12 protein-coding genes and 2 pseudogenes are annotated in these 13,409 nt (G+C 60.1%); 9 read left to right on the top strand and 5 right to left on the bottom strand.

Annotation, left to right across the window (positions count from 1 at the left end):
* Positions 1–40: 40 nt before the first annotated feature.
* Positions 41–1,099 carry an ABC transporter substrate-binding protein gene (locus ACSQ3G_RS28305; RefSeq protein ID WP_436112636.1) on the bottom strand — a complete coding sequence of 353 codons (1,059 nt, stop codon included), beginning with the start codon at positions 1,097–1,099 and terminating at the stop codon, positions 41–43.
* A gap of 430 nt (positions 1,100–1,529) precedes the next feature.
* Entirely contained in the window at positions 1,530–2,450 is a 921-nt protein-coding gene (locus ACSQ3G_RS28300; protein WP_436112635.1) for a LysR substrate-binding domain-containing protein, read from the bottom strand.
* 593 nt (positions 2,451–3,043) lie between these two features.
* Here ACSQ3G_RS28300 and ACSQ3G_RS28295 point away from each other — a divergent pair.
* Positions 3,044–3,760 (top strand): IS6 family transposase, encoded by a 717-nt coding sequence (locus ACSQ3G_RS28295; RefSeq protein ID WP_436112634.1) that lies wholly within the window; start codon positions 3,044–3,046, stop codon positions 3,758–3,760.
* 55 nt (positions 3,761–3,815) lie between these two features.
* On the opposite strand, the pseudogene ACSQ3G_RS28290 reads toward ACSQ3G_RS28295, so the two are convergent.
* A pseudogene (locus tag ACSQ3G_RS28290) lies at positions 3,816–4,833 on the bottom strand (hypothetical protein); the annotation flags it as partial.
* A gap of 251 nt (positions 4,834–5,084) precedes the next feature.
* On the opposite strand from ACSQ3G_RS28290, the gene ACSQ3G_RS28285 reads away from it, so the two are divergent.
* From ACSQ3G_RS28285 to ACSQ3G_RS28275, 3 genes and pseudogenes are all read left to right on the top strand, one after another.
* On the top strand, positions 5,085–5,396 hold the full coding sequence (locus ACSQ3G_RS28285) for a helix-turn-helix domain-containing protein (protein WP_436112633.1): 312 nt from the start codon (positions 5,085–5,087) through the stop codon (positions 5,394–5,396).
* Positions 5,389–6,642, top strand: coding sequence for a type II toxin-antitoxin system HipA family toxin (locus tag ACSQ3G_RS28280; RefSeq protein ID WP_436112632.1), 1,254 nt, complete (start codon positions 5,389–5,391; stop codon positions 6,640–6,642). The genes ACSQ3G_RS28285 and ACSQ3G_RS28280 overlap by 8 nt, the downstream gene beginning before the upstream one ends.
* A 328-nt stretch (positions 6,643–6,970) precedes the next feature.
* A pseudogene (locus ACSQ3G_RS28275) lies at positions 6,971–7,138 on the top strand (PIN domain-containing protein); the annotation flags it as partial.
* Positions 7,139–7,145: 7 nt separating this feature from the next.
* On the opposite strand, the gene ACSQ3G_RS28270 reads toward ACSQ3G_RS28275, so the two are convergent.
* Positions 7,146–7,394, bottom strand: a complete 249-nt coding sequence (locus tag ACSQ3G_RS28270) for a hypothetical protein (RefSeq protein ID WP_436113255.1) — start codon at positions 7,392–7,394, stop codon at positions 7,146–7,148.
* Positions 7,395–7,543: 149 nt separating this feature from the next.
* On the bottom strand, positions 7,544–7,852 hold the full coding sequence (locus ACSQ3G_RS28265; protein ID WP_436112631.1) for a hypothetical protein: 309 nt from the start codon (positions 7,850–7,852) through the stop codon (positions 7,544–7,546).
* A gap of 266 nt (positions 7,853–8,118) precedes the next feature.
* On the opposite strand from ACSQ3G_RS28265, the gene ACSQ3G_RS28260 reads away from it, so the two are divergent.
* From ACSQ3G_RS28260 to ACSQ3G_RS28240, 5 genes are all read left to right on the top strand, one after another.
* On the top strand, positions 8,119–9,129 hold the full coding sequence (locus tag ACSQ3G_RS28260; protein ID WP_436112630.1) for a LacI family DNA-binding transcriptional regulator: 1,011 nt from the start codon (positions 8,119–8,121) through the stop codon (positions 9,127–9,129).
* Positions 9,130–9,171: 42 nt separating this feature from the next.
* Positions 9,172–10,446, top strand: a complete 1,275-nt coding sequence (locus tag ACSQ3G_RS28255) for an ABC transporter substrate-binding protein (RefSeq protein WP_436112629.1) — start codon at positions 9,172–9,174, stop codon at positions 10,444–10,446.
* 181 nt (positions 10,447–10,627) lie between these two features.
* Entirely contained in the window at positions 10,628–11,479 is an 852-nt protein-coding gene (locus tag ACSQ3G_RS28250; protein WP_436112628.1) for a carbohydrate ABC transporter permease, read from the top strand.
* Positions 11,476–12,333 carry a carbohydrate ABC transporter permease gene (locus ACSQ3G_RS28245; RefSeq protein ID WP_046605761.1) on the top strand — a complete coding sequence of 286 codons (858 nt, stop codon included), beginning with the start codon at positions 11,476–11,478 and terminating at the stop codon, positions 12,331–12,333. The genes ACSQ3G_RS28250 and ACSQ3G_RS28245 overlap by 4 nt, the downstream gene beginning before the upstream one ends.
* A gap of 13 nt (positions 12,334–12,346) precedes the next feature.
* A complete protein-coding gene (locus ACSQ3G_RS28240; RefSeq protein ID WP_436112627.1) occupies positions 12,347–13,405 on the top strand; it encodes an ABC transporter ATP-binding protein in 1,059 nt (352 codons plus the stop codon).
* Positions 13,406–13,409: the final 4 nt, after the last annotated feature.

Here is a 13,409-nt window from a genome sequence, read left to right as displayed (position 1 = left end):
GATGCCCGCGTTCAGGCCATCGTGAAGCCCGGCTCGGGCCTTACCCGACCAGCCAGTTCTCGTAACGTTCTTGCGCCACGGCGTTGTTGCTCCCCCACCATTTCGCGTCCATGACGAACATCTCGGCGAAATAGTTGGGATTTGTCGGAAGGATCTCGGCAAGTTTCGGCTCGATGAAGTCGAAGGCCTTCGGATTGCAAGGGCCGCTCGTCGAGTGCTTGACGAACTCCGCCTGACGCTCGCCCGCCGAAGCGAATTCGATGAACTCGCGCATCAATTCGACATTCGGGCCGCCCTTGAGAATGGCGAAGCCGGCAAACGAGAACATTGCGTCCTTCCAGACGATGGTCACGGGCGCGCCATCGTCGATTGCGACCTGAGCCCGCGCATTCCAGGTCAGGAGGCAGTCCACCTCGCCGGTCTTGAGCATCTGCGAGGTCTGCGCCCCACCCGTCCACCACACCGCGATATCGTTCTTGATCCTGTCGAGGCTCGTGAATGCCCGATCGAGGTCGAGCGGGTAGAGATCCGCCTTTTTGACGCCGTCAGCCAGCAGAGCCGGTTCCAGTGTCCCATTGGGATGTTTGCGAAGCGAACGCACGCCGGGGATGGCGGCGGTATTCCAGAAATCGGCGAGGTTTTTCGGGGGCTGCCTGCCCATTGTGTCGGTGCGATAGGCAAGGACCGTGGCATAACCCATGGCTCCGATCAGGAAATCGTTCCGCAGATCGGCAGGGATCTGCGCGGCATTGGGTCCATGCCCTCCCGGTCCCGAAACCGTCTCGAGATACTGACGGTCTGTAAGGACGACGACATCGCTCATATCAAGCAGCGCGCCGTCCCAGGCATAGTTGCTTGCCTCGACCATCGCCTTGATCTCACCGGTCGGACCGTGAGACGACTGGACACCGATGACATCAATCCCGGTCCGCTTGCTGAACGGTTCGAAAAATGCTTGCCTATAGGCTTCTCCAATCGGGCCACCGGGATCACGAATGGTCAGGGTGCGGCTTTTCGCCGAGGCGGTTCGGATGAATGGGGCGGCCAGGAGCGCGGTACACGACGCCGCGATGAAGCCCCTGCGATCGATGGCCGCCATCCTTGTTTGCGTTTTTGGCTGCATGTCTGCCTTCCCCTGTTGGTTTGGTCCATCGTCTGGCGCGACGGATTGTTGGCAATCGAGATTTACAGTCGGCGGCAACCGCTTTTCCCGCGCTCGAGGCCAAGGCACTCGAAGCAGCGATAGCGACGCGATCAGAAAGCGCCGGTCGGAATGATTGAAACGGTTGGCTGCCGAACGACTGCGAATTCAGCGGATCCAAGGGTCGGCGTCCAATCGAAATATGATCGCAACTCATGCATGGGTGTAATGTGAGCTGACGCCGATCAAGGCGGTCCCGCGACATCGGTCTCGCCGGTCAGGGCAGGGAAACCGAAGGCAATCAAGAAGATGGAGGAAAGCGATGTTGCCTGTCCATTGGGGCTACCCTTCCCAGGGATCCTCGACCCGGAAGGCACTCACGGGGCCGTCAGTCGCACCAGGCCGCGGCCATATTGAACTGGGCGAGGGTGCTGTCCCGTTCCTCTTTCAAAACCGCAAGAAACCTGCTGGTCACCGCCGACTGGGGCCGCATACTCGGCCTTGCCATCAGATAGTCGAGTTTGACCGCCGGGCGGAAGCGGCGCATGACAAGCCCATGGCCCGCAAAGTCGAGCGCGGCGAATGGGCTGACGATCGACACACCGGCGCCGTTGGCGACGAAATTGCAGACGGTCGCCGCATACTGGGTTTCGATATGCAGCTTCGGTTTGACACCGGCTTTGGCGAAGATCTGGTCGACCTGCCGCCGGGTGACGTCATCCTTGACGAACCCGATGAACGGAAAACCTGAAAGGTCGCCAGGTAGGATTTCGGTTTTTTTCGCCAGAGGGTGGCCCGAGGGCAGGATGCATATCCCGTCAACACTGGCGAAATGTTCCAGGTGCTGATCGCCATCATTGAGGGGGCCTGGCAGGAACCCCAGGTCGAATTCCTGCGTGGCCGTCACGCCTCTGACGGCGCCGGCGCTGCGAACCTGCAGCGAAACATCAACGTTCGGATACTGTTTCGAAAAGCGCGTGATGACACGCGGCAAGAAGCCGAAACCAAGCGCGGATATCGAGGTAATGCGCAGATGGCCGGTGTTGAAATTGCTGATCGTATCGGCAATGTGGCGAAGGTTTTCCAACCCCACGAATGCACGCTTCACCTCTTCGTAAAATGCCATGCCTTCGGGTGTTGGCTGGATGCCGCGGCCGACACGACGGAAGAGCTTGAGTTTCGAGACCTGTTCCAGCCGCTCGATCTGACGGCTGACGGCGGGTTGGGAAAGATTGAGCAATTCCGCGCCGGCGGTGATGCTGCCGGTGCGCATCACCGCCTGAAAAACTTCGATCTGCCTGAGGTTCATCGCCGGGCACCCGCATGTCGGGAAGACAACCCCGGTCCGGCGGACAAGGCGAGGTCCGCGTCGACGGCTAGAAAGAACCTGCGGGTTTCAATGGAAGCTAAGCCGGATGTCGCCTGAAAATTCCCAGCCAAGGGCAGCCCCGAAACCGTCCGGCGCGGGCATGGCGACATGCCATCTCGGTCCGGACGTTACCCAAAGGCGAAATGCGCGGTCGTAGATTCGCGCGGTCCCTTGCCGACGACAGCAATCAATTTATGGCAGAAGATGCCAGGCGGTGCAACGTGGCGATCACCTATGGCCGGCTGTTAGGCGAACTGCGGATCCTGAAGTCCGAATGCTTCGCTGCCAGCCGAATCTTGGCAACAACAAATGCAATAGCAATATCGGGAGCAATGACTGGACCCGCCGAGCAGCCCCGCAACGGCGGTGCTCCTTGCCGCGATCGCCAAGCCTTCGTTGCGGCGCTCCGGAGGCAACATCTTTGGCGGTGTGGGGCTTGATACATTTGGCCTTGGATTTCCCGCTGGCCGCAAACGGTGGACCAGGCATCGTAACGTTAACCGAGCGGCGATAAAAATGGTGGATCTGTCGGTATGACCAGACTTGACCGTGATCCTCTTTATCGTCGCCACCGATTTCCAGCGGACGTGATAGCCCATGCCGTTTGGCTCTATTTCCGGTTTCCGCTCAGTCTGCGCATGGTCGAGGATATGCTGGCAGCCCGTGGGGTCATTGTCTCACACCAGACCGTAAGGCTGTGGGCAGAGAGGTTCGGCAGACACTTTGCCAATGATATCCGGAAGCGATCAGCCGGCAGGCTCGGCGACAAATGGCACCTCGATGAGGTTGTCATCACCATCGGTGGAAAGAAACACTGGCTATGGCGCGCCGTTGATCAGGACGGCTTTGTTCTCGACGTGCTGGTGCAAAACCGTCGCAATGCCAAGGCTGCCAAACGGTTGATGCGAAAGCTTTTGAAAGGGCAAGGCCGTTCGCCGCGTGTGATAATTACCGACAAGCTCCGGTCCTATGGCGCGGCAAAACGCGACATCATGCCGAGTGTCGAACACCGCTCGCACAAGGGCTTGAACAATCGGGCGGAAAACTCTCATCAGCCGATCCGAAGGCGTGAGAGGGTCATGAAGCGCTTCAAGTCCGCAGGGCAGCTTCAACGCTTTGTTTCCATCCACGACCCGATCGCAAACCTCTTTCACATTCCCCGCCATGACATCTCATCCTCCCACCATCGCCAATTGCGAGCAGCCGCCACGGAAGCATGGCGCCAAATCGCACGCCTTCACGCCGCCTGAACCAAAGCTTCAATCCCAGATCTTGTTTCGGAGCTTTAAGTTTACGGTGCCCTTCAGCTGCATTCTGGTTGGCGCCGGCCGCCGACGTCAGAGATCGAGGCGATAGAGAACCTCCACCATAGGTGACGCCGGGGAAGCGGATGGCATAACGCTGCTTGCTGGCCGCGGCCTGATAGCGGCGATATTCGGTCGAGCCGGAAATGATCACTCGGCGGACCCAGTCGAGAATCTCTTCGCGTTTGATAAAGGGCAAGCTGCTAAAATCGTCCGGCAGATGCAGGGAGATCCGTCGTCGCTCCGCTGGGCTGATATCGCCGAGATCATGACCGTAAAGGGAGCGAGCCTGGTGCGGTAGTTTTGCTTTGAAATATCCTTCCGACAGTCGATATCGACTGCTCGATACGGCGCAGGATGTCAAAGCTTGCAATCGACCGTGGCGCGCGCTCGCCCTGAATCCAGGACAGGAGGGTCTTGCTGTCGAATGTCTCGCTCAATCGGACGACTGCGCGATAAAGCTGCCAGTAACTGTCGCCGAAGCGGCGCATATGATAGACAAGCGCATCCTGAAAACTCTCCGGACCGGCGGTCGCTTTGAACAAGGGCTCCGGAAACGGGCTGATCGGCATTGGTGCAGGTCCGCGCGGCGCGGAAGCAGACTGGACAAAGGACCCGTCGGCTGCGGCGCGCTGTGGTTTTCTGGTGGAAGGCGCCGCGACTATTGGTTTATTCGACGTTGCCTTATTCGCGCGAGCGGCTGATTTTGTCGGTCGAGCGTCTTCAGCAGCCCGTGGTGCTTTAAGCCATCGGATGATAGCATCCAAGCCCGGACGAAGAGTACTCTTCAGTTCTGCCGTCAACGCGTCTTCGATCCCGCAGGCCTGCCCGATCGTCGTCCAGTCAAGGCTGCCATTCAGGATCGGTGGCGGCTTCCGGTAAATGATCAGGTTGATGAGATAGGGGCGGATATTTTCCAGCACCCGCTTCGGTGCGATCGGCGCAATGCGCAGCTCGCAGAATTCCGAGATTTTTCGTTGAAAATGACGTGATGAAATATCCTGTTTGGGCATGCTCATTCCATTTCTCTCAGGCACTAGTGCTGAGGGCGAGCGGGAATAGGAGGCAGGCTTTAACAAAGCATGTATTCGGAATATATAATTTGGCGGTCGCGCGCGACCCCGCAGCGCGCATAACTCTTTCAGAAAAGGCATTAAACAGATCATAATCCATAATATGATCTGCAAATAGATCAATTTCCTTGACTTTTTGAAGAAGGAGAAATATGTAAACGTAACATTTAATACGCGATGATAGGTTTAGAGATCAAATGATTGCTGAGTCAGAGGCTTTGCTTGCGATCGGCCGGCTGCTGAAGACGGTACGTAAAGACTTGGGGCTCACTCAAGAGCAGGTTGCCGACTTGGCAGGCATATCACGTCCTCGCTATCGCGAGATCGAGGCTGGAAGCGCCGCTGCTCGCACAACGACCTTGATCAACATTTCGCGGGCGCTCGGTCTTGAACTTATGCTCATCCCGCAGGCTATGGTCCCGGCGGTTGATGCGCTGCTGCAGCCCGATGGTGCTGAAGACGACCTTCCTGCGTTCGTGGTCAGCGCCGACGGTGATGCAAATGCCTAAGGCTCCTCTCGATCCGAGATCCATATCGTCACTTGAAGTGCTGCTGAACGATTGGAAGGTCGGCACGATCGTCAGAACGCCCGGCGACTTCAACGCGTTCAGCTTCGAGGATAGTTATCGCGCAACGGGCGGCTTTCCTGTGTTGAGCTTGTCTTTCCGTGCGGCAACCGGAGGTCTGCGCAAAGACCCCAAGCCTGTTGCCAGAGCGTTGCCTGCATTCTTTGCCAATCTTCTTCCCGAGGACAAGCTGCGCGAGGCGATGGAAAAGCACCACGCGGGTAGCGTTCGCGCCGGAAACGACTTTGATCTGCTGGTTGCACTCGGGTCGGATCTGCCGGGTGCCGTCCGCGTCGTGCCAAGTGAAGGAATGGTTGCTCGCTTCGATGATCCATCGCCTCTCAAACCAAAAGCCCGGTTTTCGCTCGCCGGTGTGCAGATGAAGCTTTCCGTCATCAAGAACACGGGCAAGGGTGGTGGTCTGACGCTGCCACTGGGCGATGAGCAGGGATCCTATATTGCCAAGTTTCCATCGACGTCGTTTCCCGGTGTCTCGGAAAACGAATATGCCAATCTCGCTTTGGCCGAAGCGATCGGCATGAACGTGCCGGAACGTGAACTCGTCGAGCAGTCGGAATTCGAAGGGATCCCGGCGGAGTTTGAGACGCTATCGGACGGTAAAGTCCTGCTCGTCAAACGCTTTGACCGTGGGGCCGGCGGCGAACGGATCCATATCGAGGATTTTGCTCAGGTGTTCGGCATCTATCCCTCGCGCAAATACGAAAGTGCCGCCTATCACGATATCGCCGCTGCTCTCGGCATCGCCGTATCGTCGGCGGCGCCGATTGAATTTGTCCGCCGGCTGGCCTTGGCCGCCATCACCGGCAATGGCGACATGCATCTCAAGAACTGGTCTCTGATCTATCCTGGCGCGGGCGACAAACCCGCGCTCGCTCCTGTCTATGATGTACTCTCGACCATTCCCTACATTCCGGCGGATGCCATGGCGCTGTCGCTCGCCGGCGAGCATTCCTTCAGGGCGATGGACGCACAGCGATGGAAAGTCTTCGCCAATCGTGCACGTTTGCCGGAAGCGGCGGTGCTCAACGCGGTGGTCGATACCGTTGAACGTGTCAACGAGCTTTGGTGGTCGCTGCCGGAGCGTGAGGTCGTTCCGGCAAAAGTTCTTGAGCGGATCGATGCTCATGTGAAGTTGATGATACCAATCCTCGGCACGTGCGCGGACTAGCTTAAGGGTGTAGTCAGTCCGAACGGGCAAAAGGCTCCGTACCAGCCGGCACGCAAATTTTCTTGACGCATTTTCACTCTTTGCCAAAGGGTATCGTCGACGATCCCAAGTGACGGGACTTCCTGGACGACAAGCATCCGGCGACGAGGCCTCTAACCGAAAAGACGGGTGAGCCATCTTCTTTTTGAACCTGCTCACCTTGGCGCATCAGTGTGGCCTTGTCGGCTTGATAAACAGCGAAGGAAAGAGGCCGGACCTGCTAAGTGTTTGAGTGAACCTCAATGGCTCGAGCTTCGAACCCTTTAGTTTAGCTAGCTTCCAATTCTAATCGGGACTCATGGCGCGCGCTCGCGTATCCGGGAAGGCGGTCGGCAAGGCGGATGGATATATTGCGGCCACAGCAGCGGCGAATGGCCTCGCGGTCGCAACGCGCGACACAAGCCCCTTCGAGGCCGCCGGATTGAAAGTGATCAATCCATGGTCCCAACAAAGATGATATTCATCTAACTGCCCTTGAGTCCGACTTCCACCAAGGCCGCCGAAGAGGAGATGCCTGAAAATCGTTCGGAAATCCTACTCAGCGCCGGAAAATCCAGTGTTGGAAGAGACTTCGCGTGAGCGGCCGCTTCGCCGGAGTAGGGGAAGTCCTCACCGAGCTGGCGGTCGCCGTCATAAACTTTGAAGGTCGGTCCCTCGAGCTCAACGATCCTATAACCGTTGACGTACTCGACCTTTGGCGTTTTCCATCCCATTATCAGCTTCCCTCTCAGAATCTCTACAGCCGCAGCACGCGCTCGCCGGTACACTACAGCATTCTTTGTCCCGGAATCACTAAGGCGACTTGCACCCGCTCATGTTTATCAGGAGCTTGGTAAGCGGCACCATTAAAGCGGCACGCCGATCAGATCAAAATGGTTTCGTTACGACAAACGCGACGAGCGCCGAAAGCCGGAGGATCATTGCCGTCAGGACCGTACCAAAACCGGGCATAGACGAGGCTGGCGGCCTGAGACGCCCGGAAATCATCCTTTGAGACCGCGATCGTGCGACAACGACCAAAGCCGGCGATCGAAACAACTCGACCGAAGCGAAGGAATCTGGCGATGATCTCCAGTGTCGCGTAAGCCAGCACCAGGATTTCTGCCCTGGTGCCGCCTAATCCGGCGACGATCGTAGCGATATGCGGACGACGGATAGCGATCAACGTCACGCCCGGCTGCCATAGCGCCGGCGAACGTCCGCTTCCCGGGGGTAGTCAGCGTCATCGCCGCTTATGCCGCCAAGTTACATCCGGCAGCAGGATCCCGTGAGAATGGTGCCAGCGTCATCCGGACGCAAACTCGGCCAAGTCAATTTCGACGAGCCACGCTTCAAGTCCCCGTTGGAAGAGGAGAGGCGCCGGATGGATTTCCAAAACGTTTTGGTTGACTCTCAAAACGTTTTGGAGAATGTTTATTTCAATTCGGGAGGAAGATCTTGGCCAATCTGAAACAGCTGGCACACTCGCTCGGACTGTCGATTACCACGGTGTCCCGAGCGCTTGATGGTTATTCCGACGTGTCCGCGGCCACTCGCGAGCGGGTTCGCGAGGCGGCAGAGGCCGCAGGTTATCGGCCGAATGCCTCCGCTCGTCGGTTGCGCAAGCAGCGCGCTGAGCTGGTCGCCGTGACGCTGCCGAGTGACCCTGGCCACGTCGGCCCCCCTCATTTCCTCGACATGTTGTCAGGCTGCGCCGAGCATCTTGCCGCGGCCGGTCTCAATCTCGTCATCGCGCCTGTGCCACGGGGTGTCAGCGAACTTGAGATATGCCAGCGCTTCGTTGATGGGCGCCGCGTCGATGCCATGCTGCTGGTCCGCACCAAACGCAAGGACGAGCGCGTCGAATACCTTCAGTCGCGGGGCATTCCCTTCGTCACCAACGGCCGCACCGAAAGCCTGATCCCACATCCGTTCATCGACGGCGATGGTTTTGCCGGGTTCCGCGCCGCAACGCTGCGCTTCCATGCAGCCGGGCATCGGCGCATCGGCCATATCGCCGGGCCGCAGGAATATTACTTCGCGCATGTCCGTCGCCGCGGCTGGCAGGCGGCGATGGAGGAATGCGGGCTTGCGACCGATCTCTGCGCCGAAGGAGCGCCGCTCGAACAGGGCGGTTATCTCGCAGCGCTGGAACTTCTGCGCCAGCCGTCGCGTCCGACGGCCCTTGTCTGCGCCACCGACGAAATGGCGATCGGCGCGTTGCGGGCACTGCGCGAGGTCGACGGCGGCAACCAAATCAGCATCGTCGGTCATGACGACCTGTCGATGGGCGCCTTCACCAGCCCGCCGCTCTCGACCATGCGCATGACCGGCGAGAACCTCGGCGCGACCTTCGCGTCGTTGCTCCTGCGCGCCATCGCCGGAGAACCCGCCGAAGACCTTCAGGAGCTTCACGCGATCGAATTCGTCGACCGCGACAGCCACCGCCGCCCACCGGTGGCCGCATAGACAGCAGTGCATTCACGACAAAGAACAATGAAGGAGGAGAAGATGAAACATATCGGGTCACTTACAATTCTGGCTTCGACCGTGCTGGCGTTTGCCTCGCCGGTGTTTGCCCAGACGGTTTTCGTATCTACCCAGCTTCGCCCGATCGAGGAGGCGACCGTGGTCCGGCAGGACCTTTTGAAGGATGCCGGCAAGGTCGATTACGTGGTCGAGGAGCCGCCGCAGTTTGCGGTGCGCATGGAGGCCGAAGCGCAGGCCGGCAAGCACACCGTCAGCCTCGTCGGCGCGCTGCATGGCGAGCTTTCGCCGCTCGCCGACAAGGGCCAGCTCGAACCGCTCGACGAGCTTGCCAAGAAGCTTGCCGCCGGCGGCATGCCGCAATCGGTTCTTGATCTCGGCAAGCTCGGCAAGCCCACGCAGCAGTATATTCCGTGGATGCAGGCGACCTATGTCATGGCCGCCAAGAAAGAAGCCCTGCAATACCTGCCAAAGGGCGCGGATATCAACGCGCTGACCTACGACCAGCTGATCGAGTGGGGCAAGAACATGCAAGTTGCCACCGGCCAGCCGCAAATCGGTTTCCCGGCTGGTCCGAAGGGCCTGATGGCGCGTTATTTCCAGGGCTATTTCTATCCGTCCTTCACCGGCGGCGTGGTGCGCACCTTCAAGAATGCAGATGCCGCAGCCGGCTGGGAGAAGCTGAAGGCGCTCTGGGCCTATGTCACCCCGAACTCGACCAATTACGACTTCATGCAGGAACCGCTGGCCTCGGGCGAAGTCATGGTCGCCTGGGACCATGTCGCCCGCCTGAAGAGCGCCATCTCGGCCACGCCGGATGACTATGTCGTCTTCCCGGCACCGGCCGGCCCCAAGGGCCGCGGCTACATGCCGGTTCTGGCCGGGCTTGCGATCCCGAAGGGCGCACCGGACACGGCAGGGGCCACGAAGGTCATCGAAACACTGACGACAGAGAAGACCCAGCTGCTGACGGCTTCGAAGGTCGGCTTCTTCCCGACCCTCAACGTGCAGCTGCCGCCCGACCTAGACAAGGGCGTGGCGCTTCTCGCCGGTGCGGTCACCAAGACGCAGGCCTCCAAGGATGCCGTGATCTCGCTTCTCCCGGTCGGTCTCGGCGACAAGGGCGGCGAATTCAACAAGGTCTACATGGATGCCTTCCAGCGCATCGTGCTGCAGAACGAGCCCGTCGCAGACGTGCTCGCCAAGCAGGGTGCCACCATGGCCAAACTGATGACCGACGCCAAGGCGCCCTGCTGGGCTCCGGACGCCAAGAGCGACGGCGCCTGCCCGGTTCAATAAGGCACCATCCGACAAGCCTCCCAAGGCTGATGGCATCCGGGCGCGAATGCCCGGATGCCGAATCCGAAGGAGCCGGAGCAGCGGACCGCAGGGTGCCTGGATTCCGTCGCGATACGGGTGGCGGAGAGAGGAACAAGCCGATGTATGATCAATTCTCAAAGCCCCCTTGCGAGGGCAATCGATGACCCAGAACCGACCCTGGATCCCCTATCTGCTGATCCTGCCGTCAGTCGCCTTTCTGGCGCTGCTCTTCGTCGTGCCGCTGGTGCAGACGATCTGGCTGGCTCTCTCGGACAACGGCGCGCCTTCGCTGGCGAATGCCGAGCGCATGGTGACCGACATCAATTTCGCCCGCTCGGTCAGGAACACCTTTCTGTTGACGATCGTTGTCGTGCCGGTGCAGATCGCCATCGCGCTTGCCATGGGCACGATGGTCGCCAAGGTCGGCCGTGGCCGCGAGACCATTCTCTGGATCTGGACCATCCCGCTTGGTATTTCCGACCTCGCCGCTGGCCTCGTCTGGCTGTCGATCCTGCAGAATACCGGCTATTTCAACTCGCTCCTCTTCAGCCTCGGCGTCATCGGCCGGCAGGCGAGCTGGCTGTCCTACCAGACGCCGGTGGCGCTTTTTATCGCCATCGCAGTTGCGGAAATCTGGCGCGGCACGGCGATCGTCATGGTCATCATCGTCGCCGGTCTCAACCAGGTGCCGAAGGAATTCAAGGAAGCCGCCGAGATCTTCGGCGCCGGCCCATGGACGCGTTTCTGGCGTATCACCCTGCCGCTGATCCGGCCCGCCCTGCAATCGGCGCTGATCCTGCGTACCGTGCTCGCCTTCGAGGTGTTCGCAGTGGTCTACGCGCTCGGCGGGCGCAATTTCCCAGTCCTCGTCGGCGAGGCCTATAACTGGCAGAACCAGAACCAGAATTACAGCGTCGCGGCGGTCTACGCGGTGCTGATCATGATCATCTCGCTTGCCGCGACGCTGATCTATCTGAAGGCCCTGAAAGTCGATCCGGAGCGTCTGCCATGAGCACGGAAACCATGAGTGCGACGGAGACAGCTTCCCGTCCCGCAAGCTTCGCCTCCTCCCGCCGCTGGCTCCTCTGGAGCGGCATTGCGGCGCTCTGCGCCTGGGTTCTGGTGCCGATCTATCTGGTGGCGTTGGGGGCACTCGGCGGTCGCCAGGGCGTCTATATCTGGCCGAAGACGGGCTTGCCAACCGGGATTTCGCTCGAACCCTTCATACTGTTCCTGAAGACCGAAGGCGTCGTCCAGTCTTTTCTCAACTCGCTGGGGGCAGCCGGCATCACGGTGGCGCTTTCCATTCTGCTGGGCGCACCGGCCGGCTATGCACTGGCCCGCTACGATTTCCGGGGCAAGGACAGCTACCGGCTTCTGGTCCTGCTGACCCGCGCCTTCCCCTTGGCGATCCTGGCGCTGCCGCTTACCGTCTCCTTCATCCGGCTCGGGCTCTATGACACGATCATCGGCGTCGGCCTGATCCACACGGTGCTGGCTCTGCCCTTTGCGGCGCTCGTCACCCAGGGCATATTCCTCGGCGTGCCGAAGGAACTCGAGGAGGCCGCCTGGGTGTTCGGCTGCACCCGCGTCCAGGCCTTTTTCAAGGTGGTTGCGCCGCTGGCGCTGCCCGGCATCGTCGCCACCGCCGTGTTCGCCTTCGTCATTTCCTGGAACGAGGTGTTCGCCGCCTCGGTGCTGACGGTGCGCAACCGTACGCTCACGGCCTATCTGCTGACGGTGCTGTCGGAAAGCCCGATGCATTACCGTTTTGCCGGCGGCCTGATGCTCATTCTCCCTTCCGTTGTCTTCATCTTCGCGGTCAGGCGTTACCTGTTCGCGATCTGGGGCATTTCCTCCAAATAACGGGACCATCGACATGGCCAATATTGTCATTGACCGCATCCGCAAGAGTTTTGGCGCTTTCCAGGCGCTGAAGGAGGTCTCGCTGACGATCAACGACGGCGAGTTCGTATCGCTGCTCGGGCCATCGGGCTGCGGCAAGACCACGCTCCTGCGCATCATCGCCGGCCTCGAAACCTCGACCTCCGGCGATGTCCGCATCGGCGACAGGTCGATGATCGGACTGGCGCCCAAGGATCGCGGGCTGGCGATGGTCTTCCAGAACTATGCGGTCTTCCCGCATATGACGGTCTACGAAAACGTCGCCTTCGGTCTGCGCATGCAGAAGGCCGACGACGCACGGGTGAAGGCGCAGGTCGACAAGGCGGCCGGCCTGCTGCATATCGAACCGTATCTCGATCGTTATCCGAACAAGCTTTCAGGCGGCCAGCGCCAGCGCGTGGCGGTTGCCCGCGCGCTGGCTGTCGAGCCGAAGGTGCTGCTGATGGACGAGCCGCTCTCCAATCTCGACGCCCTGCTGCGGCTCGAAATGCGCACGGAACTGAAAACCGTGCTGCAATCGGCGGGCACGACGACGATCTATGTCACCCACGACCAGACCGAGGCCATGGGCCTGTCAGATCGTATCGCGGTCATGCACAACGGCGTCGTCGAGCAGGTCGGTCATCCGGTCGAAATCTATAATCATCCGGCGACGCGTTTCGTCGGCGGTTTCATCGGCAATCCTCCGATGAACTTCATCAAGGTGCCGGTCTCGAACGGCCAGGTGGCGGCCGGTGCGGAACAGCTCGCGGTGCCGGACGATGTCGGCAATGAAGTCGTACTTGGCCTGCGCGGCGAGGCGGTCGAATTGGCGCCGCTCCCGCAGGGGATCGAGATGAAGGTGCGCGTCGCCGAGCCGATGGGGTCGCATCTGCTCCTGACCGGCTCGATCCACGACCAGCCGGTGCGTGTTATCCTGCCGGCGTCCGAAACCGTGAAGAGCGGCGACACGATCGGCCTGAAGCTCGACCGCAGGCGCATCACCTGGCTTTCGCCCGAAAGCGGCAAGTCCTTTCCAGCCGTTTTGGCCTGAGCAT

Origin of the sequence: Neorhizobium tomejilense (genome assembly GCF_964254135.1) — a bacterium.
GTDB lineage: Bacteria > Pseudomonadota > Alphaproteobacteria > Rhizobiales > Rhizobiaceae > Neorhizobium > Neorhizobium tomejilense.
This window is presented reverse-complemented; position numbering and strand designations above follow the sequence as displayed.

Excerpts from the sequence above, each read along its gene's own strand:
- ACSQ3G_RS28305 (WP_436112636.1), bottom strand. The coding sequence starts at position 1,099 with ATGGCGGCCATCGATCGCAGGGGCTTCATCGCGGCGTCGTGTACCGCG.
- ACSQ3G_RS28300 (WP_436112635.1), bottom strand. The coding sequence starts at position 2,450 with ATGAACCTCAGGCAGATCGAAGTTTTTCAGGCGGTGATGCGCACCGGC.
- ACSQ3G_RS28295 (WP_436112634.1), top strand. The coding sequence starts at position 3,044 with ATGACCAGACTTGACCGTGATCCTCTTTATCGTCGCCACCGATTTCCA.
- ACSQ3G_RS28285 (WP_436112633.1), top strand. The coding sequence starts at position 5,085 with ATGATTGCTGAGTCAGAGGCTTTGCTTGCGATCGGCCGGCTGCTGAAG.
- ACSQ3G_RS28280 (WP_436112632.1), top strand. The coding sequence starts at position 5,389 with ATGCCTAAGGCTCCTCTCGATCCGAGATCCATATCGTCACTTGAAGTG.
- ACSQ3G_RS28270 (WP_436113255.1), bottom strand. The coding sequence starts at position 7,394 with ATGGGATGGAAAACGCCAAAGGTCGAGTACGTCAACGGTTATAGGATC.
- ACSQ3G_RS28255 (WP_436112629.1), top strand. The coding sequence starts at position 9,172 with ATGAAACATATCGGGTCACTTACAATTCTGGCTTCGACCGTGCTGGCG.
- ACSQ3G_RS28250 (WP_436112628.1), top strand. The coding sequence starts at position 10,628 with ATGACCCAGAACCGACCCTGGATCCCCTATCTGCTGATCCTGCCGTCA.
- ACSQ3G_RS28245 (WP_046605761.1), top strand. The coding sequence starts at position 11,476 with ATGAGCACGGAAACCATGAGTGCGACGGAGACAGCTTCCCGTCCCGCA.
- ACSQ3G_RS28240 (WP_436112627.1), top strand. The coding sequence starts at position 12,347 with ATGGCCAATATTGTCATTGACCGCATCCGCAAGAGTTTTGGCGCTTTC.